This window comes from Sinorhizobium meliloti (assembly GCF_017876815.1).
Lineage (GTDB): Bacteria > Pseudomonadota > Alphaproteobacteria > Rhizobiales > Rhizobiaceae > Sinorhizobium > Sinorhizobium meliloti.
Window position 1 is genome coordinate 3200084 of the sequence record NZ_JAGIOS010000001.1, and the last position, 19055, is coordinate 3219138.

At 62.7% G+C, this 19055-nt stretch carries 16 protein-coding genes; 8 read left to right on the forward strand and 8 right to left on the reverse strand.

Features of this window, described 5'->3' with window-relative positions; all coding sequences use genetic code 11:
• Nucleotides 1-96 precede the first annotated feature (96 nt).
• On the reverse strand, nucleotides 97-1311 hold the full coding sequence (locus JOH52_RS15450) for an NADP-dependent isocitrate dehydrogenase (protein ID WP_010969471.1): 1215 nt from the start codon (nucleotides 1309-1311) through the stop codon (nucleotides 97-99).
• A gap of 306 nt (nucleotides 1312-1617) precedes the next feature.
• Between JOH52_RS15450 and JOH52_RS15455 the strand changes: the two genes are divergently transcribed.
• From JOH52_RS15455 to JOH52_RS15480, 6 genes are all read left to right on the forward strand, one after another.
• Nucleotides 1618-3633 (forward strand): FUSC family protein, encoded by a 2016-nt coding sequence (locus JOH52_RS15455; RefSeq protein WP_014529470.1) that lies wholly within the window; start codon nucleotides 1618-1620, stop codon nucleotides 3631-3633.
• Nucleotides 3634-3683: 50 nt separating this feature from the next.
• A complete protein-coding gene (locus tag JOH52_RS15460; RefSeq protein ID WP_010969469.1) occupies nucleotides 3684-4514 on the forward strand; it encodes an RNA methyltransferase in 831 nt (276 codons plus the stop codon).
• Nucleotides 4501-5334, forward strand: coding sequence for a glutamate racemase (murI, locus tag JOH52_RS15465; protein ID WP_010969468.1), 834 nt, complete (start codon nucleotides 4501-4503; stop codon nucleotides 5332-5334). The genes JOH52_RS15460 and murI overlap by 14 nt, the downstream gene beginning before the upstream one ends.
• Before the next feature lie 137 nt (nucleotides 5335-5471).
• On the forward strand, nucleotides 5472-6986 hold the full coding sequence (locus JOH52_RS15470; protein WP_013844497.1) for an ATP-binding protein: 1515 nt from the start codon (nucleotides 5472-5474) through the stop codon (nucleotides 6984-6986).
• A gap of 251 nt (nucleotides 6987-7237) precedes the next feature.
• Entirely contained in the window at nucleotides 7238-7855 is a 618-nt protein-coding gene (gene rpsD, locus JOH52_RS15475) for a 30S ribosomal protein S4 (protein WP_003533017.1), read from the forward strand.
• Between the two features lie 145 nt (nucleotides 7856-8000).
• A complete protein-coding gene (locus JOH52_RS15480; RefSeq protein WP_010969466.1) occupies nucleotides 8001-8948 on the forward strand; it encodes a glutaminase in 948 nt (315 codons plus the stop codon).
• A 162-nt stretch (nucleotides 8949-9110) separates the two neighbouring features.
• Here JOH52_RS15480 and JOH52_RS15485 read toward each other — a convergent pair whose 3' ends face one another.
• Nucleotides 9111-10274 carry an IS4-like element ISRm16 family transposase gene (locus JOH52_RS15485; RefSeq protein WP_003537933.1) on the reverse strand — a complete coding sequence of 388 codons (1164 nt, stop codon included), beginning with the start codon at nucleotides 10272-10274 and terminating at the stop codon, nucleotides 9111-9113.
• 267 nt (nucleotides 10275-10541) lie between these two features.
• On the opposite strand from JOH52_RS15485, the gene ttcA reads away from it, so the two are divergent.
• Both ttcA and JOH52_RS15495 read left to right on the forward strand, forming a co-directional pair.
• A complete protein-coding gene (gene ttcA / locus JOH52_RS15490; protein WP_013844495.1) occupies nucleotides 10542-11426 on the forward strand; it encodes a tRNA 2-thiocytidine(32) synthetase TtcA in 885 nt (294 codons plus the stop codon).
• Nucleotides 11423-12247 (forward strand): inositol monophosphatase family protein, encoded by an 825-nt coding sequence (locus tag JOH52_RS15495; protein WP_003531372.1) that lies wholly within the window; start codon nucleotides 11423-11425, stop codon nucleotides 12245-12247. The genes ttcA and JOH52_RS15495 overlap by 4 nt, the downstream gene beginning before the upstream one ends.
• A 115-nt stretch (nucleotides 12248-12362) precedes the next feature.
• On the opposite strand, the gene JOH52_RS15500 is transcribed toward JOH52_RS15495, so the two are convergent.
• The 6 genes from JOH52_RS15500 to purL all read right to left on the reverse strand — a co-directional run bounded on the left by JOH52_RS15500 (nucleotide 12363) and on the right by purL (nucleotide 18663).
• Nucleotides 12363-13676, reverse strand: coding sequence for a multidrug effflux MFS transporter (locus JOH52_RS15500; protein ID WP_013844494.1), 1314 nt, complete (start codon nucleotides 13674-13676; stop codon nucleotides 12363-12365).
• Nucleotides 13677-13733: 57 nt separating this feature from the next.
• Entirely contained in the window at nucleotides 13734-14981 is a 1248-nt protein-coding gene (locus tag JOH52_RS15505) for a multidrug effflux MFS transporter (protein WP_017263637.1), read from the reverse strand.
• Nucleotides 14982-15322: 341 nt separating this feature from the next.
• Nucleotides 15323-15658: a Grx4 family monothiol glutaredoxin gene (gene grxD, locus JOH52_RS15510; RefSeq protein WP_003531377.1), complete on the reverse strand. Its 336-nt coding sequence runs from the start codon at nucleotides 15656-15658 to the stop codon at nucleotides 15323-15325.
• Nucleotides 15659-15822: 164 nt separating this feature from the next.
• Nucleotides 15823-16065 carry a hypothetical protein gene (locus JOH52_RS15515; protein WP_013844493.1) on the reverse strand — a complete coding sequence of 81 codons (243 nt, stop codon included), beginning with the start codon at nucleotides 16063-16065 and terminating at the stop codon, nucleotides 15823-15825.
• Between the two features lie 7 nt (nucleotides 16066-16072).
• Entirely contained in the window at nucleotides 16073-16306 is a 234-nt protein-coding gene (locus JOH52_RS15520; RefSeq protein WP_010969462.1) for a BolA/IbaG family iron-sulfur metabolism protein, read from the reverse strand.
• A 125-nt stretch (nucleotides 16307-16431) separates the two neighbouring features.
• On the reverse strand, nucleotides 16432-18663 hold the full coding sequence (gene purL, locus JOH52_RS15525) for a phosphoribosylformylglycinamidine synthase subunit PurL (RefSeq protein WP_010969461.1): 2232 nt from the start codon (nucleotides 18661-18663) through the stop codon (nucleotides 16432-16434).
• Nucleotides 18664-19055 lie beyond the last annotated feature (392 nt).

Genomic DNA, 19055 nt, shown 5'->3' on the forward strand with positions numbered 1-19055 from the left:
GAACGACGGTTACGATGGAACGCCGCCGGCTCCCACGACAAAAAGAAACCCGGCGCGAGGCCGGGTTTCCAAAATCCTGGCGACAGATCACGCTGATTACGCCGCCATTGCCTTCCTGAGGTTCTCGTCGATCTTGTCGAGGAAACCGGTGGTCGACAGCCAGGGCTGGTCGGGACCGATGAGAAGTGCCAGATCCTTGGTCATGAAGCCGGACTCGACCGTATCCACGCAGACGCGCTCCAGGGTCTCGGAGAACTTCGCGAGTTCGGCGTTGCCGTCGAGCTTGGCGCGGTGGGCGAGGCCGCGGGTCCAGGCGAAGATCGATGCGATCGAGTTGGTCGAGGTTTCCTCGCCCTTCTGATGCTGGCGGTAGTGGCGCGTCACCGTGCCGTGGGCGGCTTCCGCCTCGACCGTCTTGCCGTCCGGCGTCATCAGCACCGAGGTCATCAGGCCGAGCGAGCCGAAGCCCTGCGCGACGATGTCGGACTGCACGTCGCCGTCGTAGTTCTTGCAGGCCCAGACATAGCCGCCGGACCACTTCAGCGCCGAGGCGACCATGTCGTCGATCAGGCGGTGTTCGTACCAGAGCTTCTCGGCCTTGAACTGGGCGGCGAATTCCTCGTCGAACACCTTCTGGAAGATGTCTTTGAAGCGGCCGTCATAGGCCTTCAGGATCGTGTTCTTGGTCGAGAGATAGACCGGAACCTTGCGCTGCAGGCCGTAGTTGAACGAGGCGCGCGCGAATTCGGTGATCGATTCGTCCAGGTTGTACATGGCGAGTGCCACGCCGGCGCCCGGCGCGTCGTAAACGTCATGCTCGATCGTCTGGCCGTCTTCGCCGACGAATTTGATCGAGAGCTTGCCCTTGCCCGGGAACTTGAAATCGGTCGCGCGGTACTGGTCGCCGAAGGCGTGGCGGCCGACGATGATCGGCTTGGTCCAGCCGGGGACCAGGCGCGGCACGTTCTTGCAGATGATCGGCTCGCGGAAGATGACGCCGCCGAGGATGTTGCGGATCGTGCCGTTCGGCGACTTCCACATCTTCTTCAGCTTGAACTCCTCGACGCGACCCTCGTCCGGCGTGATCGTGGCGCATTTTACGCCGACGCCGTGCTTCTTGATGGCGTTTGCGGCGTCGATCGTCACCTGGTCGTCAGTTGCATCACGGTTTTCGACGCCCAGGTCGTAATATTCGAGATCGAGGTCGAGATAAGGGTGGATCAGCTTGTCCTTGATGAACTGCCAGATGATGCGGGTCATCTCGTCGCCGTCGAGTTCGACGACCGGATTGGCGACCTTGATCTTTGCCATTGATATGCCTCGTAGCTTGCGGAACACCGCGCGCGGCATTCCGACGGTGGGAGAAATCCAGAGCCCTATAGCACTGTGAGCCAGCAAGGCAAAGCATGCTTGGCCGAAACTTTGGGCCAAGGCGGCGGGCTCGGAATCGGCTCGTTGCGCCCGGTCTGCAGACCGGGAGCCGCTCACCTCACAGCTTTGAAAAGACCGCGGGAAAGGCTATTCAGAGATCGAGCGGCGGCATGCTTCAACTGTTTTGTGCGTGTCGTCATCCCGGAAACGCTGCACGCTGCGGGCGTGGGGACAGGCGGAGGCGCCATGACGTTCAGGCTTCGCTTGCGGGACTGGCTGCTGGCCAATGATCCGGCCTTTTCCCGGCTGCGGCAGGCGTCCCGCATAACGGCGACCGTGGTGATCTCGGTCGCTCTGCTGATCGCCTTCCATTTCATCGCCACCCCGCTGCCGCCGGCCGCCTACGGACTTGCGATTACCCTTTCGATCGAAGGCGGTCTGGCGGTTCGCGACCGGACGGCATCGGAACAACTGGTCACGCGCATTCTGGCGGTCGTCACCGGCGTTGCGATGGTCACGCTCGCCTCGGCGCTGGAGGGTTACCGGCACGTTTCCGATCTCGTTTTTCTCGTAGTCATCTTCGTGGCAGTCTATGGCCGCGTCTTCGGCCAGCGCTGGTTCGCCATCGGCATGTTCGCCTTCATGTCCTATTTCACCGGAGCCTATCTGCGCCCCTCGCTGGACCAGTTGCCGGCGCTCGTTCTCGGCGCCGGGATTTCAGCGGCTATCGCGCATCTGGTGCGGACCGTCCTTCTCCCGGACGACCGCTACCGCGATCTCCTGCGGGCGATCGCGAGCGTCCAGCAGAGGGTGGATGAAATCCTTCATGGGATAGCGGCGGCTGCGCGCAGGCCCATTCTCAGGGCTGCCGATCGCCGCAGGCTGCATGCGCTGGAAGAGAGGTTGAAGGAAGCCGTGTTGATGGCGGAGAGCTTCATTGCGACGGACACCCGCCGCCCGGCGCCGGAACCCGGGGACGTGTCTGCGGACCTCGCCATCGGGCTCTTCGACATTCATCTTGCGGCCGAGAGTGTGATCGTGCTCAGCCTTCAGGCAATGCCACCTGCGGCTGTTGTCGACGCGGTTCTGGCGCATGATGCGGGCGAGATGGAACGGGGAATGCAGTCGCTGGGCGAGGCGAACGTCAAACAGCTCGAGGCTGCCAGGGCTCTGCTTTGGCTTCATACGGTTCGAGATCGCCTCAACCGCAGTCTGGCCGACCTGGAGGCGGCGGACCTCGATGAACCGCCTCCGGCGCCATCTCCAGAGCCACCGGCGGCAACGGCTCGCTTTTCCCTCGCCGACCCGGCTTTACGAAGCGCGATCCAGATTACCCTCGCCTCGGGCATCGCAAGGGTGTTCGGCCTGATGCTTTCACGCGAGCGCTGGTTCTGGGCGGTTCTCGCTGCCTTCCTCGTCTTCACCAATACGCGCTCCCGCGGCGACACCGCAGTGAAGGCCCTGCAACGGTCGGCCGGCACACTGGCGGGCATCGTCGTCGGACTTGCGGCGGCAAGCGCGATCGGCGGGACCGTCTATATAGTCCTGCCCCTGGGGGCGGCCTGCATCTTTCTGGCCTTCTATTTCCTCCCGGTCTCCTACGCGACCATGACTTTCTTCGTCTCGGTCGTCCTCTCTCTCGCCTACAGCCTCCTCGGCGTTTTGACGCCGCAGCTCCTGGAACTGCGTCTCGAGGAGACGCTCGTCGGCTCCGTCGCCGGCGCGGCGGTGGCTTTCGTCGTGTTTCCGACGAAGACCCGCACGACGCTCGATGCGGCGATCAGAAACTGGTGCGACAAGCTCTCCGAGTTGCTGGAGGAGGCAAGGAGGGGGACGTCCGGCCTTGATCTCGTCAGCCGATCGCAGGCGCTCGACCGCGCCTACAGGGAACTGGCCGCTGCCGCCAAACCGCTCGGCGTTTCCTGGCAGCTCGTCACCCGCCCGGGGCACGTGCGCCAGACGCTGGCGGTGTTCATGGGCTGCACCTATTGGGCGCGCATAGTCGCGCGTAAGATGTCGCAAGACCCGGAAAGCCCGAACGACTTCGCGGCGCAGATCGAGGAAAATCTGAAGCTCGCAAGCAAGGTGCGCGAAACCGGAGCGGACTATTTCTATCGGTCCCGCAGCGTCGCTGCGCCGGTCGAGCGTCATCTGCCGGTATCGCGCGACGATGCCGGCCTTGGACTGGAGATGGTTGCCGTTTCGCTCGAGCGCCTTCATTCGCCGCGCGTTCGGCCCGCCGGGGAGGAGCGCGGGCTTTAAATCCGCGTCCATATATGCGAGGGAAGCGCCGAACAGAAGGCACACAGGCGATGGCAGGCACCAACAGCGAGCGCGAACTTTTGACGGAAGGTCCGGCGATCATTCTCGCCTTTCCCCAGCTCGGCGAGAATATCGGCATGGTGGCGCGCGCCATGGCGAATTTCGGCCTGTCCGAACTGCGCCTCGTCAGCCCCCGCGACGGCTGGCCGAGCGAGAAGGCACGCTCCGCCGCCAGCCGTGCCGATCACGTCATCGACGGCGCCAAGCTTTACGAAACGCTCGAAGAGGCGCTCGCCGATCTCAATTTCGTCTACGCGACCACCGCGCGCGACCGCGACGGCTTCAAACCCGTGCGCTCGCCGATCGTCGCCGCCCGGGAACTCCGCCACCGGTTCAAGGAGGGTGAGAAGGTCGGCATCATTTTCGGCCGCGAGCGTACCGGACTGACCAATGCCGAGGTCGCGCTTGCCGACGAGATCGTGACGTTCCCGGTCAATCCCGCCTTCGCTTCGCTGAACCTCGCCCAGGCAGTGCTGCTCATGTCCTATGAGTGGCTGAAGACCGGCATGACCTCCGAGGACGAGACGTCTTTCCAGGCGAGCCAGCAGCGTCCGGCGACGAAGGAGCAGTTGCATGGGCTCTGCGAGCATCTGGAAGAGGCGCTCGACGCGCGCAACTATTTCCGTTCCGCCGACAAAAAGCCGAAATTGGTCGAGAATCTGCGCGCGGTTCTGACCAGGCCATCCTTTACCGAATCGGAAATCCAGGTGCTGCGCGGCGTCATTTCATCGCTCGACCGTTTCACGCGGGAAAATCCGCGTGGCTCCGCCGCACCGCCCGGGCACAGCAGAAAAGAACAGGGCGGCGGTGACAAAGACTGAGCTGAAGCCCATCCTCGTCTTCGACAGCGGGATCGGTGGCCTGACGGTGCTGCGCGAGGCGCGCGTGCTGATGCCGGAGCGGCATTTCATCTATGTCGCAGACGATGCCGGTTTTCCCTATGGCGGCTGGGAGGAGGGCGCTCTGAAGGAGCGGGTGATCGCTCTTTTCGGTCGGCTGCTTGCCGAGCTTGATCCGGAAATCTGCATCATCGCCTGCAATACGGCCTTTACGCTCGTCGGCGCGGATCTGCGCGCCGCCTATCCGCAGATGACCTTCGTCGGCACTGTCCCGGCCATCAAGCCTGCGGCCGAGCGCACCCGTTCGGGTCTCGTTTCGGTGCTTGCGACGCCGGGTACCGTGAAGCGCGCCTACACCCGCGATCTCATCCAGTCCTTCGCCTCGCAATGTCACGTCAGGCTTGTCGGCTCGGAGAACCTCGCGCGCATGGCGGAAGCCTATATTCGTGGCGACGCATTGGCCGATGAGGCGGTCCTCGCCGAGATTGAGCCTTGCTTCGTGGAGGCGGAGGGAAAGAGAACCGATATCGTCGTGCTGGCCTGCACGCACTATCCTTTCATGTCCAATGTTTTCCGCCGGCTGGCGCCCTGGCCGGTGGACTGGCTGGATCCGGCCGAAGCGATCGCAAGGAGGGCGCGCTCCCTGGTGCCGCTGCCGAACGGGTTCGAACCATTGAACGGCGAGGATCCGGCGATCTTCACGTCAGGCAGGCCCGATTTCGCGACTCGCCGGCTGATGCAGGGCTTCGGGCTGAGAGTCATGGCGGATGCCGTATCTGCGGACCGGCGTGAACGGATCTAGATCGGCTGCCGGGCCGCCCGATTATTCCCTGTGGGTTTCGATATTCGGCGGCGCTTGGGGGCACGATCCATGCTAGGTGTTGCCCGTTTTGGCGGTCCAGGCGTGGCTGCGAATCAATCCGCGAAGATGAGGTAAGGATGAAAGTCGGCATCGACATGGGAACGACGTCCGAAGGGACTTCGGCCTCGCTCGATATCGAAGAGCTTCTGGCGACGCGTCTCCTCGTGCAAGGCAATTCCGGCTCCGGCAAGTCGCATCTGCTTCGCCGTCTGCTGGAACAATCCGCGCCCTGGGTGCAGCAGTGCATCATCGATCCGGAAGGCGATTTCGTCACGCTTGCCGACAAGTTCGGCCATGTGGTGATCGAGGGGGAGCGTACCGATGCGGAGCTCATCGGCATCGCCACCCGCATCCGTCAGCACCGCGTTTCCTGCGTGCTTTCTCTCGAAGGGCTGGATGTCGAGCAGCAGATGCGCAGCGCCGGCGTGTTTCTGAATGCGATGTTCGATGCGGACCGGGAATATTGGTATCCCGTTCTGGTGGTCGTCGACGAGGCGCAGATGTTCGCGCCGTCGGTCGGCGGCGACGTTTCGGAGGAAATACGCAAGGTTTCGCTCGGCGCAATGACCAATCTCATGTGCCGCGGCCGCAAGCGCGGCCTTGCCGGCGTCATCGCCACGCAGCGCCTGGCCAAGCTCGCCAAGAACGTTGCCGCCGAAGCCTCGAACTTCCTGATGGGACGCACCTTCCTCGACATCGACATGCTGCGCGCCGCCGATCTGCTCGGCATGGACCGGCGCACGGCCGAGATGTTTCGCGACCTGAAGCGCGGCTCCTTCGTGGCGCTCGGTCCGGCGCTTTCCCGTCGCCCGTTGAGGGTGACGATCGGTTCGGTCGAGACCTCGGCACGGTCGATGAGCCCGAAGCTGATGCCGCTGCCCGAAGCGCCCCAGGACGTGGCGGATCTGATCTTCACGCCCGACCCGGAGGAATTCACCCGCCCGGTCGTCCGCCGGACAGCGCCGCAGCCGCGCCCCGCGAGCGATATTCTCGCGGAGCTGTCGCGCCCAAGGCCCGAGCCCGGAGCGCCCGTGGAAGCCAAGCCGGCGCAACCGGAAATCTCGGCGGAGGAGAGGGAGGCGCTGATCGGCAGCCTCTTTGCCGAAATCGTCGCTAATCCGGAGGCCGCGTTCAGGCCCGATGCGGAGCTCTACCAGGATTTTCTCGTGCGCTGCCGCATTCGCCGCGTCCCCGGACCGGCACTCTCCTTGAGCGCATTCCGCCGCAAGATGGCCGTCGCCCGATCGGGCATCGATGCCGAGACGGCGGCAAGCGAGGATTGGGCCTCGGCGCTTGGATTGGCCGACCGGGTGACGGAAGACCTGCAGGCGGTTTTCCTGATGCTGGCACAGGCGGCCCTGCGCGGGCTGCCGTGCCCATCGGACGCCATGATCGCCCGTGCCTACGGAACGCATTCGGCCCGTCGCGCACGGCGATTGCTCGGCTATTTCGAAGAGCAGGGGCTCGTCGTGGTGCATGCGGATTTCTCCGGCAAACGCATCGTCGCTTTCCCCGATCTCGGCAAGGAAACGGCGCCGGGCGACGCCAATGCCCCGGACACGGGAGATTCAGCGCGCGCGGCCGCCGAGTGAGATTGCATTCGGAAGTACGGCTGAATTTGCCATTGTTCCTGTCATATTCCGTTGACAATTCGCCGCCCAGTGCTTAAAGACCCGCTCAACGCCGGGCAGTGATGCCCGGTGTTTCATTTGACATGTCCCGTGGTTTCTCCGGCAGCGATCGTGAGAGGCCTGTCAGAACCCCAAAAATGGGTTCAGAGGAGGGCGTGTTTCCTTGATCCGGTTTGGCAACAAACTGGTGTAACACCTTGAAAGGAAATACGATGAGCAAGCGCGAATCGTCCAAGTACAAAATTGACCGCCGTATGGGCGAAAACATCTGGGGTCGCCCGAAGTCCCCGGTGAACCGTCGCGAATATGGCCCGGGCCAGCACGGTCAGCGCCGCAAGTCCAAGCTTTCCGACTTCGGCGTGCAGCTGCGCGCCAAGCAGAAGCTGAAGGGCTACTACGGCGATATCCGTGAAAAGCAGTTCCGCGCGATCTTCGCCGAAGCATCGCGCCGCAAGGGCGACACCCCGGAGAACCTGGTCGGCCTGCTCGAATCGCGCCTCGACGCGATCGTTTACCGCGCCAAGTTCGTTCCGACGGTTTTTGCTGCGCGCCAGTTCGTCAACCATGGCCACGTCAAGGTCAACGGCGTTCGCGTCAACATCGGTTCCTACCGCTGCAAGCCGGGCGACGTCATCGAAGTCAAGGAAAAGTCCAAGCAGCTCGTTACGGTTCTGGAAGCCGTACAGCTCGCCGAGCGCGACGTTCCTGATTACATCGAAGCCGATCACAACAAGATGGTCGCGACCTTCGTTCGCGTTCCCGCTCTCTCCGACGTGCCGTACCCGGTCGTCATGGAGCCGCACCTGGTCGTCGAATTCTATTCGCGTTAATCGGGCTTCGCCTGAAAGAATTTGGAAAACCGCCCGGAGACGGGCGGTTTTTTTGTACGAAGTTGCCGGTCGAATCCCATAAGCTGGACGCGGGTGCAGGACGGAGTGTCCTGACCGAGACCGCTTCCGAAGTGAGAAGTGCCGTATGCGCGAGCCGAAACCGCAAGAAGACCTCCAGGCGATCATCGACGACATCTATCGGGAACTGACGCCGCGCCTCGGCGAAGGGAAGGTCGCGGACTATATCCCTCAGCTCGCACGCGTCGATGCCCGTCACTTCGGCATGGCGATCGTCACGACGGGTGGCGAGGTCTATCGCGTCGGCGATGCGGAGATGCCGTTCTCCATTCAGAGCATCTCCAAGGTGTTCACGCTCACGCTGGCGCTGGGCAAGCACGGCGAAAACATATGGAACCGGGTGGGGCGAGAGCCTTCGGGCTCGGCCTTCAATTCGATCGTCCAGCTCGAGCATGAGGGTGGCAAGCCGCGCAACCCCTTCATCAATGCCGGCGCGATCAGGATAAGCGACCTCATTCTCGCCGGCCACACGCCGAAGGAACTGATCGGCGAGATCGTTCGCTTCGTTCGTTACCTCGCGGATGACGAGAACATCGTGATCGACCACGAAGTCGCACGCTCGGAGACAGCGACCGGATACCGCAACATCGCGCTTGCGAATTTCATGCGGTCCTTCGGCCGGCTCGATCATCCGGTCGAGCACGTGCTTGGCGTCTATTTCCATCATTGCGCGCTCGCCATGACCTGCAGCCAGCTCGCCAAGGCCGGGCTGTTTCTAGCCGCCGGCGGCACCAACCCGCTGACCGGACATTCGGTCGTGTCGCGCCAGCGCGCGCGGCGGATCAATGCGCTTATGCTCACCTGCGGCCATTATGACGGCTCCGGCGATTTTGCCTACCGCGTCGGTCTGCCGGGGAAGAGCGGCGTCGGCGGCGGCATCATGGCGGTGGCGCCGGGCAAGGCATCCATTGCCGTCTGGTCGCCGGGACTCAACGATTACGGCAATTCGCTGCTGGGGTCGCTGGCGCTGGAGATGCTGGCTGCGCGTACGGGTTGGTCGGTGTTCGGGCCGTAAGCACGCGGAATGCAGCCGCCCCTCATCCCGCTGCCGCGACCTTCTCCCCGCAGGCGGGGAGAAGGGGACTCGCGGCACCACCTTCGCCACCATGACCATGACCGCCTGCGAACCATCGGGCACGTCCTCTCCCCGTGCGCGGCAGGGCTGTCCGGGGAAAATTCATGCATAGCGGAAGACCATTTGGTTTGGGATGGTCCGGGGTTTTGGTCGGCTTGGATTGACCTGCGGCGGCTTGTGGATTTCGGCGATGCTTTTGCGCTGGAACAGGCACTGGGTGACGAGGTCGGTGAAGCGCAGGATCGGTAGAGGGACGCGGGCGAGGCGGGCGGCGATGCGCAACAGTGCATAGGCGATCATCGCCGCGAAGATCTGCAGGCGGATGGCGTTGTCGTTGTTGCCGAGGAACTTGCGGATCTTGAGGTGCTGTTTGATCCAGCGGAACAGAAGCTCGATCTGCCAGCGATCCTTATAGAGCTGGCCGATCTCGACGGCGGAGCGCTCGAGGTCGTTGGTCAGAAGCGTGATCGTATCGCCGTCCTGGCGCTTGACGATTACCCGGCGCAAGCCGATCGGCAGCTTGGAATCGCCCTTGCTGGCGAGGCTGACCTGGCTGTCTTCGAGGACCAGGAAGCCATCGCCTTGAGGTTGCTCAACGGGGCGTTCAGCGACCAAAGCCAGTCCCATGTTGGTCTTCGGCCGGGTGACGAAACTGGCGCCGGCTTCGGCGATCGCCGTCCACCAGCCGTAATGGCAGTAGCCCTTGTCGAAGACATAGGTTGCGCCCTTTTCGATGGTGATCGTGCGGCCGATCTGGGCGTCGTTGACGTTGGCGTCGGTGATGTCGAGGATGCCTGGACAATCGGCCTTGGGATCATAGACGACATGCAGCTTCATGCCGCGGATGCGGCCGTTCGACTTGGCCCAATCGTACAGCTTACCCAGCGGTATCGGGGTCGAATCGATCAGCCGCAGCATCTTGGTGCCCTCCCGGCGCGTCTGCCGGTCGAGCTGACCGGCCAGAAGCGCGAAGGTCTCGGCGAAGACGGCGACCGGGCGGCGGCGGTTGGCGTCCGACAGCGTCGAGCGCATCAGCCGGCCACTGCCGAGATGGTAATGATGCTGACTGTTGGCGTTGAAGCTCGCCTCCAACCCGCGCAGGCTGGTCGTGGCGCTCAACTGGGCATAGATCAGTGCCACCAGATGATCCCAGCTGGTAAAGCACTTGTCGTAGGCATCCCCGGCATGACGATCCACAATCGCCTGAAAGCTGCGGCGATCAATCGCTTTCAGCAGCTGGGCGAAAATGCTAGGGGTGAACCGCATGCTCCGTCTCCTTTTCTGAGTCTCGACAACCAGAAAATAGACGGAAAAACGCCGTCTGACGGGGCATGCGCCTGCGACATTTCGATTCACCCGGAACTTTCCCCGGACAGCCCTGCGTGCGCGGGGAGAGGGTTAGGGTGAGGGGCAAACTGGTTGAGGCCAAGGCTCGCACGCCCGTTTTTTCTTGATCTTCCCGGCCGGACGGGGCAAGTGCTGCTTCAGAAAACAGAGCGCAACCTGCGCTCTGCACAATCCGAGATTGCCGCCATGGAACTCGCACAATCCTCCCCGGACGAGACAGACAGCGTCATTGTCGATGACGCCGCCTTCGAAGGTGCGGCCCATCCGCTTTTTTCGCGCATGCCGTCCTCCGTCTCCTTCAACAAGCTGCGCAAGCGCCTGCTCAGACAGGTGCGCCAGGCGCTCGACGATTTCGGCATGCTCAAGGGCTCCAGGCGCTGGCTTGTCGGGGTGTCGGGTGGAAAGGACAGCTACAGCCTGCTGGCGCTGCTCATGGATCTGCAGTGGCGGGGTCTGCTTCCCGTCGAACTCGTCGCCTGCAATCTGGATCAGGGGCAGCCGAACTTTCCGAAGCATGTCCTGCCCGACTATCTCCGGTCGATCGGCGTCAAGCACCGCATCGAATACCGCGACACCTATTCGATCGTGAAGGAGAAGGTGCCGGCGGGCGCGACCTATTGTTCGCTCTGTTCGCGGCTTCGGCGCGGCAATCTTTATCGCATCGGCCGGGAGGAGGGCTGCGACGCATTGGTGCTTGGCCACCATCGGGAGGACATCCTCGAGACCTTCTTCATGAACTTTTTCCATGGCGGGCGCCTGGCGTCGATGCCGGCGAAGCTTCTCAACGATGAGGGCGATCTGACGGTCTTGCGGCCGCTTGCCTATGCTGCGGAAGACGATCTTGCGAAATTCGCCGCGGCCATGGAGTTCCCGATCATTCCCTGCGACCTCTGTGGTTCGCAGGACGGGCTCGAGCGCAACGCGATGAAGGCGATGCTTGCGGATATCGAGCGGCGCATGCCGGGCCGCAAGGACACGATGCTGCGCGCGCTCGGACACGTGAACGCCTCGCATCTGCTCGACCCGAAGCTTTTCGACTTTCAATCCCTCTCTCCGGAGCCCAAAGAATGAGCCATTCCGTCGACATCGCCGCACTTGCCAACCTGCTGCAGGAAGCGGCGGTAAAGGAAATCCTTCCGCGCTTTCGCAATCTCGGCTCCGGCGATGTGCGGATGAAGTCGGAAGCGATCGACCTGGTGACGGAAGGCGACGAGGCCGCCGAGAGGCTGATCAAGGCGAATATCGACGCGATTGCGCCGGGGGCCGTGTTCATCGGCGAGGAATCCGTCGCCGCCGATCCGGCGCTCCTCGACAAGCTCGCCGGTGCCGATCTGGCCATCGTCGTCGATCCGATCGACGGCACCTTCAACTTCGCGGCCGGCCTGCCGCTCTTCGGTGTGATGGCGAGCGTCGTCGCCGGGGGAGAGACCGTCGCCGGGATCATCTACGATCCGCTCGGCAACGACTGGGTCATCGCCGAGCGGGGCTCCGGCGCGTGGATGTGCCGGCCCGACGGCACGCAGGAGAGACTGTCGGTCACAGCCGGGGTCACCGTCGAAAACATGGTGGGCGTCGCATCGGCCGGGTTCTACGCGCAGGCCGAGCGCCGCATCGTCATGGGCAATATGGCGAAGGTCCGCATGGCCACGAGCTATCGCTGCGCGGCGCATGAATACCGCATCTTCGCCGGCGGTCATCTGCACTTCCTGATGTATCAGAAGCTTATGCCGTGGGACCACCTTGCCGGCACCCTGATCGCCGAGGAAGCCGGCGCCTATGCGGCCCGTTTCGACGGCTCACGTTATCTGCCCGCGCATACGAATGGCGGGCTGCTTCTGGCGACCGACAGGGATAGCTGGGAGGAGTTGCGGCGGGAGGTCTTCACCGTCTGATCGGAAAAGACCACCCTTTACATGACAGAGGCCGCCCGGTCTTTCCGGGCGGCCTCTGTCATTAGACCCAATGCAATCCGGACGGAAAACCGTTCACATTTTTCCTGGAAGCGCTCTAAAGGTGTCCGCCGCCGTGTTCGTGCGTCGCATCGCTGTCGCCCGGATGGGTGAACAGCTTTCCATTCTCCGCCCAGAGCGTCGCCAGGATGGTCAGCAGGCCGAATAAGGCGTAGCCGCCGAAGAGCGGCTGCAGCGTGCCGTCGAAGAGCTGGCCGACGGCACCGCCGATCAGCGCACCGCCGGTGGTGGAGACGAAACCCGTGACGGCGGTTGCCGTACCCGCCAGATGTCCCATCGGCTCGAGGCTGATGGCGGTGAAGTTGGTGGCGATAACGGCGAAGAACATCAGCAATAGCGAAAACAGGAGATAGCTGATGGCGAAGGCCGGAGTGCCTGCGAGCGACAGGACGTAACCGATCGCAGCAAAGAGGGTGAAGAGGATCATCGCGGCATGCGAGATGCGGCGCATGCCGAAACTGCGTACGAAATAGCCGTTGGCGAAGTTCGCGACCGCTATCCCGCCGGCAGTGCCCGCAAAGGCGATCGGCATCCAGTCGCTGAGGTTGTAGACCTCGCCGAAGACCTGCTGAACGCTGACCACATAGGCGCAAATGACGGCGGTAAACAGGGTCATTCCGATCATGTAGCCGCAGGTGATGCGGTTCGTGAGCACCGTGCGGAATCCGGAAAGGACCGCGCCCACCGATAGCGGCAGACGTTCCTCCTTCGGCAGGGACTCCTTCATCCGTGTCAGCGCCCAGACAAACAGGGCGGCGCCGACGACGCCGATCAGGATGAAGATCCAGTGCCAGTCGGCATAGGCGATCACCACCTGGCCAAGTGTCGGCGCGACGATCGGCACGATCATGAAGACGATCATGACGTAGGACATGACGCGCGCCATGTCGCGGCCGCCGAAACAGTCGCGGACGATCGCCATGGTCGTGATGCGCACTGCGGCACCGCCGATCCCCTGGATGAAGCGGAGCAGGAGCAGCGTCTCGATGCTTTCGACCCAGGAGGCGGCGAACATCGACAGGCTGAAGAGCGCAAGGCCGCCAAGGAGAACGGACCGGCGCCCGAAGGCATCCGAGAGACTCCCGAAGAATATCTGGGAGAGGCCGAAGCCCAGGAAGAAGACGCCGATCACGAGTTGCGTATCGTTGGCGTTGGCAACGTCGAGCGTCTGGCCGATGCTTGGCAGAGCCGGCAGCATGCTGTCGATCGCGAGCGCAATGCTCGCGGTCATGACCGCAATGGTGACGATGAATTCGACAAGGCCCATTCCGAGGCGCGCGGCGCCCGAGGCCTGATCGGCGTGGCCCGATGATTGTTCACCGAGCGAAGACTGTTGGGAAACGGAAGTCATGTTGAAAATATCCAAAATGGACTGGGAGGAAAAATCGGTGTCCTGGAGCCAATCCGGCTAGCCGGCCGGATTGTGCGGTTTGAAGAGCTTGCCGCCCTCTGCGATCAGCACGCAGACAAGCGCGACGACGGCGACCGTGAAGAAGCCGACCGCAAGGGGCGTGACGCTGTTATTGAAGGCCTGGCCGATGAAGGCGCCGATGATTCCGCCGCCGATCGTCTGCGTGAAGCCGAGAACGGAAGAGGCGGTGCCGGCCACGTGGCCGAGCGGCTCCATCGCCATGGCGTTGAAGTTGGCGGCGATCAGCCCGAACTGGAACATGGTGGCGGCATGTAGGAGCATGAAAAGCGGCAAAGGCAGCGGCCCGATCAATGAAGCCGACATCCAGATGAAACTCGCCAGCGTGAAGCCGAGAAGTGCTGCATGCGACAATGCCCGCATCCCGAACGTCCGGACGAGTCGCGAATTGGTGAAGGAGGCGACCGCCATCATGCCGGCGAAAGCGGCGAAGACGGCCGGAAACCAGACGCCAAGACCATAGACGCCGACGAGAATCTGCTGCGCCGAGTTGATGAAACCGAAGAGAGCGCCGAGGAGGGCCGACGTCGCGAGCGTATAGAACAGCGCCAGCCGGTTCGTCAGCACGATGCGGAAGCCCGCAAGTATGGACGAGGCCGTGAAGGGGCGCCGGTTGGCGGGAGCCAAAGTCTCCCGAAGGCGCAAGGCGACCGGAAGCGCTACAGCAACCGCGAACAGAGCGATCACGACGAAGATCATGTGCCACTCGGAAAAGAGCATGATCAATTGTCCGATGCTCGGTGCGATGACCGGGACGATCATGAACACCATCATCACCAGCGACATGATCTCGGCCATCTGCCGCCCGCCATAGACATCGCGCACGATGGAAACGGTGATGACACGGGTTGCAGCCGCGCCTATGCCCTGCACAAGCCGAAGGAACAGGAGTGCCCCGAAGGTCGGTACGAACACGATCGCAAGAGCGCTGACGCCGTAAAGTGCCAGCCCGCCCAACAACGGTGCCCTTCGCCCGAAGCGATCGGACAGCGGGCCGAAGAAGAGCTGCGCGAACCCCATGCCGAGCAGGTAGGCGGTTATGACGTATTGCCGATGGTTCTCATCCGCCACGCCGAGGCTCGCGCCGATTTCCTGCAGCCCCGGCAGCATGATGTCGATCGAGATCGCGTTGATGGACATCAGCATGGCCATCAATGCAATGAACTGGACTTTCGTCAGTCCGGAGATGGTGGCGGCTTGGTCTATGGGCCTTGTCATTTCATACATCCTGCCGGCTGCAGCTTTCCTGCAGCCGGTTCTTCGCCACGCCGAGCCAGTGCGTGGCACGTTTCGCAATGATTTGGATCTGCTGAATAAACTCAGTCTTTTGTTGTGTCGGATCGAAAAGGACGCAGTACTTGCCGGTGGAAATCGGAGCAGGCCGCACCCCGGACAGGGCTGCATGCGAGACCGCGCGCCCGCTCGTCCATGGCGATTCATGATTGGCGTGAATTTCGCCGCCCGCTCATGAAGCGTATTGAAAATTAGATGCGCGGCATATTGCTTCGGAATCAAAAAAGGCGGTTACCCGCCTTTTCCGATCATCGCGAAGATGCGGTTCGGAAGTGTCAGGCGGCGCCCTTGACGGAGATACCCTGTCCCTGAAGAAGCGACTGCAACTCGCCAGCCTGGAACATTTCCCGCACGATGTCGCAACCGCCGACGAATTCGCCCTTTACATAAAGCTGCGGAATGGTCGGCCAGTTGGAATAATCCTTGATGCCCTGGCGCAGATCGGCATCGGCGAGCACGTTGATGCCCTTATAGTCGACGCCGACGTAATCCAGGATCTGCACCACCTGGCCGGAGAAACCACACTGCGGAAACTGCGGCGTTCCCTTCATGAAAAGAACGACGTCGTTGCTCTTGACCTCGTTATCGATGAAATCGTTGATTCCGCTCATCTCGTCTTCCTTCCTGCGCCGGTTTCAAGGACCGGATATCGATTAGGGTCTAGATAGCACGCATGGACGTGGTTTTCACCACCCAATCGCAAAATTATTGATGGTCCCTCAAAGTTCGGCTTCCGCACCACTCTCGGGGCGGGATGAGGCTTAGAACACGTGATCTAGGCCGAGCGGCGGCGCAGTTTGCTCCGGGAAGCCGCGGTCCGGCGACGGCTCACCTGCTTCTTTGCCGGTTTACGGAAGGCCGCCTCGACGATGTCAGCCAGTATGCCGCCTGACTTGGCTTTCCTGCTTCGCCGTTTCGCCCGCTTGGCCGCGGTTCCGGTCGCTCTGGTTTTCTTGAGGATCTCTTTCAACGCGCTGTCAACGACCCCGCTTACGAGCTCCTTGATCAGGTCGGCCATTTCCGTCTTACTCCGGCGCGCTGGTTTGAAGGGCAAGTGCATGGAGTATGCCGCCCATGTTGCCCTTCAAGGCATTGTAGACCATCTGGTGCTGCTGCACGCGCGTCTTGCCACGAAACGCTTCGGCCACGACTTCGGCGGCATAGTGGTCGCCGTCGCCGGCCAGATCACGAATCGTGACCCTTGCGCCGGGAATCCCGGCCTTGATCATGTCTTCGATATCGCCTGGTGCCATGGGCATGATACGCCAACTCCCTTGTTATTCTTGCGGCGCGGCCGCATTGCCGCCGCCCGCTATGAGCTCAAGGGAAACACGATTCAGGGGCCGAAGGCAAATGCTGTTTCGGCCACCTGCCGGCCGGCGGGTCAATTGTCCGGTGCGAGATCGCCGCCCATGTAATTGGGGAACCACGCTTCATGTGCGGAACGCAATTCATCGACGGATACGGGCCTGGCGTCTCCGAGCTGCACCGCATTCCCGCCTGTCCTGCCGATCACCGGCAGCGCAACGCCGGCGGCTTTTGCACGTGCGGCCACCGTCTCGGCCGAACCCTCGGCCACGGTTACGACATAGCGGCCCTGGTCTTCGCCGTAGAAGACCGGGATCGGGTCGTGTTCCGCAGGTGCATCGATCGTCGCGCCGATGCCGGAAGCGATGGCCATCTCGGCGACGGCGAGCGCAAGTCCGCCCGAGGAACAATCGTGCACGGCCGTAACCAGGCCGTCCTCGATCAAGCCGCGAACGAAATCGCCGACCTTGCGTTCATGGCCGAGGTCGACATGCGGCGCCGGACCGTCGGTGCGGCCGTGTATATCGCGCATGTAGACCGACTGGCCGATATGCGTTCCCCAGCTCTCCGGAGCGCCGGCGAGCAGGATGGTTTCGTTCGCCGCCGCAAAGCGAATCCGCGCCATCTTCGACCAGTCGCGGACGAGGCCGACGCCTCCGATGGTGGGGGTCGGCAGGATCGCCTGGCCGTTGGTCTCGTTGTAGAGCGAGACGTTGCCGGAGACGATCGGGAAGTCGAGTGCCTGGCAGGCTTCGCCGATGCCTTTGATCGCATGGACGAGCTGGCTCATGATCTCCGGCCGTTCGGGATTACCGAAGTTCAAATTATCGGTCGCGGCGAGCGGCAGCGCGCCGGTCGCAGTCAGGTTTCGCCAGCACTCGGCGACCGCCTGCTTGCCGCCCTCGAACGGATCGGCTTCGACATAGCGCGGCGTAACGTCCGAAGAAAAGGCAAGTGCCTTCGTCTCATGGCCCTCGACGCGGATCACGCCGGCGTCGCCGCCCGGCAGCTGCAGCGAATTGCCCTGGATCAGCGTGTCATATTGCTCATAGACCCAGCGGCGCGAGGAATTGTTGGCGGAGCCGACGAGCTTCAGAAGCGCATCGGAAACATCAGCCTGCGGGACGTCGTTGGTGGCGAGCGGCGAGGGTGCCCTTGCCGGCGTCCAGGGGCGGTCGTATTCCGGCGCCTCGTCGCCGAGCTCCTTGATCGGCAGGTTCGCCACTTCTTCGCCCTGGTGCAGGATGCGGAAACGCAGATCGTCGGTGGTCTTGCCCACGATCGCGAAATCGAGGCCCCATTTGACGAAGATCGCCTTGGCTTCCTCTTCCTTTTCCGGGCGCAGCACCATCAGCATGCGCTCCTGGCTTTCGGAAAGCATCATCTCGTAAGCCGTCATGCGCTCTTCGCGCACCGGCACCTTGTCGAGATCGAGTTCGATGCCGAGATCGCCCTTGGCGCCCATTTCGACGGCCGAGCAGGTGAGGCCGGCAGCGCCCATGTCCTGGATCGCAATGACCGCGCCGGTCTGCATCAGCTCCAGGCAGGCTTCGAGCAGGCATTTCTCGGTGAAGGGGTCGCCAACCTGAACGGTCGGGCGCTTCTCCTCGATCGACTCGTCGAACTCGGCCGATGCCATCGTCGCACCGCCGACACCGTCGCGTCCGGTCTTGGCGCCGAGATACACGACCGGGAGGCCGACGCCTTCCGCCTTCGAGTAGAAGATCGCGTCGGTCTTGGCGAGCCCCGCCGCGAAGGCATTGACGAGGATGTTGCCATTGTAGCGCGCGTCGAACTCGACTTCGCCGCCGACCGTCGGCACGCCGAAGGAATTGCCGTAGCCGCCGACGCCTGCAACGACGCCCGAGACGAGGTGGCGGGTCTTCGGGTGATCCGGCGAACCGAACCGCAGCGCGTTCATCGCCGCTACCGGACGCGCACCCATCGTGAAGACATCACGCAGGATGCCGCCGACGCCCGTTGCCGCTCCCTGGTAGGGTTCGATGTAGGAGGGATGGTTGTGGCTCTCCATCTTGAAGACGACGCAGTCACCGTCGTCGATGTCGACAACGCCGGCGTTCTCGCCAGGGCCCTGGATGACGCGCGGCCCCTTGGTCGGAAGCGTGCGCAGCCATTTCTTCGAGGATTTGTAGGAGCAATGCTCGTTCCACATCGCCGAGAAGATGCCAAGCTCCGTAAAGGTCGGCTCGCGCCCGATCAGGTTCAGGATGCGTTCGTATTCGTCGGGCTTGAGCCCGTGCGAGGCGATCAGGTCCGGGGTGATTGGGCGGGTGTTGGAAATCGTCATCGTCGACCGTCAAATCCTTCGGGCGGCGCGCAGCCCTCGCTTCAAGGGAAGGCGCGTGCGTACCGCAACGTAACAGGGGCGCTTTTCGGCTTCTTTAGCCTATGCTGCGGCGCGGCGCGACAGAAAAATACGGCCGATCAACAGGGCGGCAGCCCGGATTTCAGCCAGGCGGGCCGGGGCTCTAGATCACGATGTTTTTTAGGTCGGGTCGACCTGAGTTTATGACGGCTGCTGCGAGATGGATGATGGCGTTGGTGCTCTGGTGGGTTTGTCGGCGCGTAGGGCGGTGCGGACAAGGTTGCCGAGCGCGTCGGTCAGCGTGGGGAGGACTGCAATCTCTCCTCCTCATCTCTGTGACGAGCACAGGGATGAGGAAATCAAACAAGTAGCGG

Coding starts and splice junctions, on each gene's coding strand:
- JOH52_RS15455 (WP_014529470.1), top strand. CDS start 1,618: ATGACGTTCAGGCTTCGCTTGCGGGACTGGCTGCTGGCCAATGATCCG.
- JOH52_RS15460 (WP_010969469.1), top strand. CDS start 3,684: ATGGCAGGCACCAACAGCGAGCGCGAACTTTTGACGGAAGGTCCGGCG.
- JOH52_RS15520 (WP_010969462.1), bottom strand. CDS start 16,306: ATGCCCATGGCACCAGGCGATATCGAAGACATGATCAAGGCCGGGATT.
- JOH52_RS15505 (WP_017263637.1), bottom strand. CDS start 14,981: ATGTATGAAATGACAAGGCCCATAGACCAAGCCGCCACCATCTCCGGA.
- JOH52_RS15470 (WP_013844497.1), top strand. CDS start 5,472: ATGAAAGTCGGCATCGACATGGGAACGACGTCCGAAGGGACTTCGGCC.
- JOH52_RS15485 (WP_003537933.1), bottom strand. CDS start 10,274: ATGCGGTTCACCCCTAGCATTTTCGCCCAGCTGCTGAAAGCGATTGAT.
- JOH52_RS15515 (WP_013844493.1), bottom strand. CDS start 16,065: ATGGCCGACCTGATCAAGGAGCTCGTAAGCGGGGTCGTTGACAGCGCG.
- purL (WP_010969461.1), bottom strand. CDS start 18,663: ATGACGATTTCCAACACCCGCCCAATCACCCCGGACCTGATCGCCTCG.
- grxD (WP_003531377.1), bottom strand. CDS start 15,658: ATGAGCGGAATCAACGATTTCATCGATAACGAGGTCAAGAGCAACGAC.
- ttcA (WP_013844495.1), top strand. CDS start 10,542: ATGGAACTCGCACAATCCTCCCCGGACGAGACAGACAGCGTCATTGTC.
- rpsD (WP_003533017.1), top strand. CDS start 7,238: ATGAGCAAGCGCGAATCGTCCAAGTACAAAATTGACCGCCGTATGGGC.
- JOH52_RS15450 (WP_010969471.1), bottom strand. CDS start 1,311: ATGGCAAAGATCAAGGTCGCCAATCCGGTCGTCGAACTCGACGGCGAC.
- JOH52_RS15480 (WP_010969466.1), top strand. CDS start 8,001: ATGCGCGAGCCGAAACCGCAAGAAGACCTCCAGGCGATCATCGACGAC.
- JOH52_RS15495 (WP_003531372.1), top strand. CDS start 11,423: ATGAGCCATTCCGTCGACATCGCCGCACTTGCCAACCTGCTGCAGGAA.
- JOH52_RS15500 (WP_013844494.1), bottom strand. CDS start 13,676: ATGACTTCCGTTTCCCAACAGTCTTCGCTCGGTGAACAATCATCGGGC.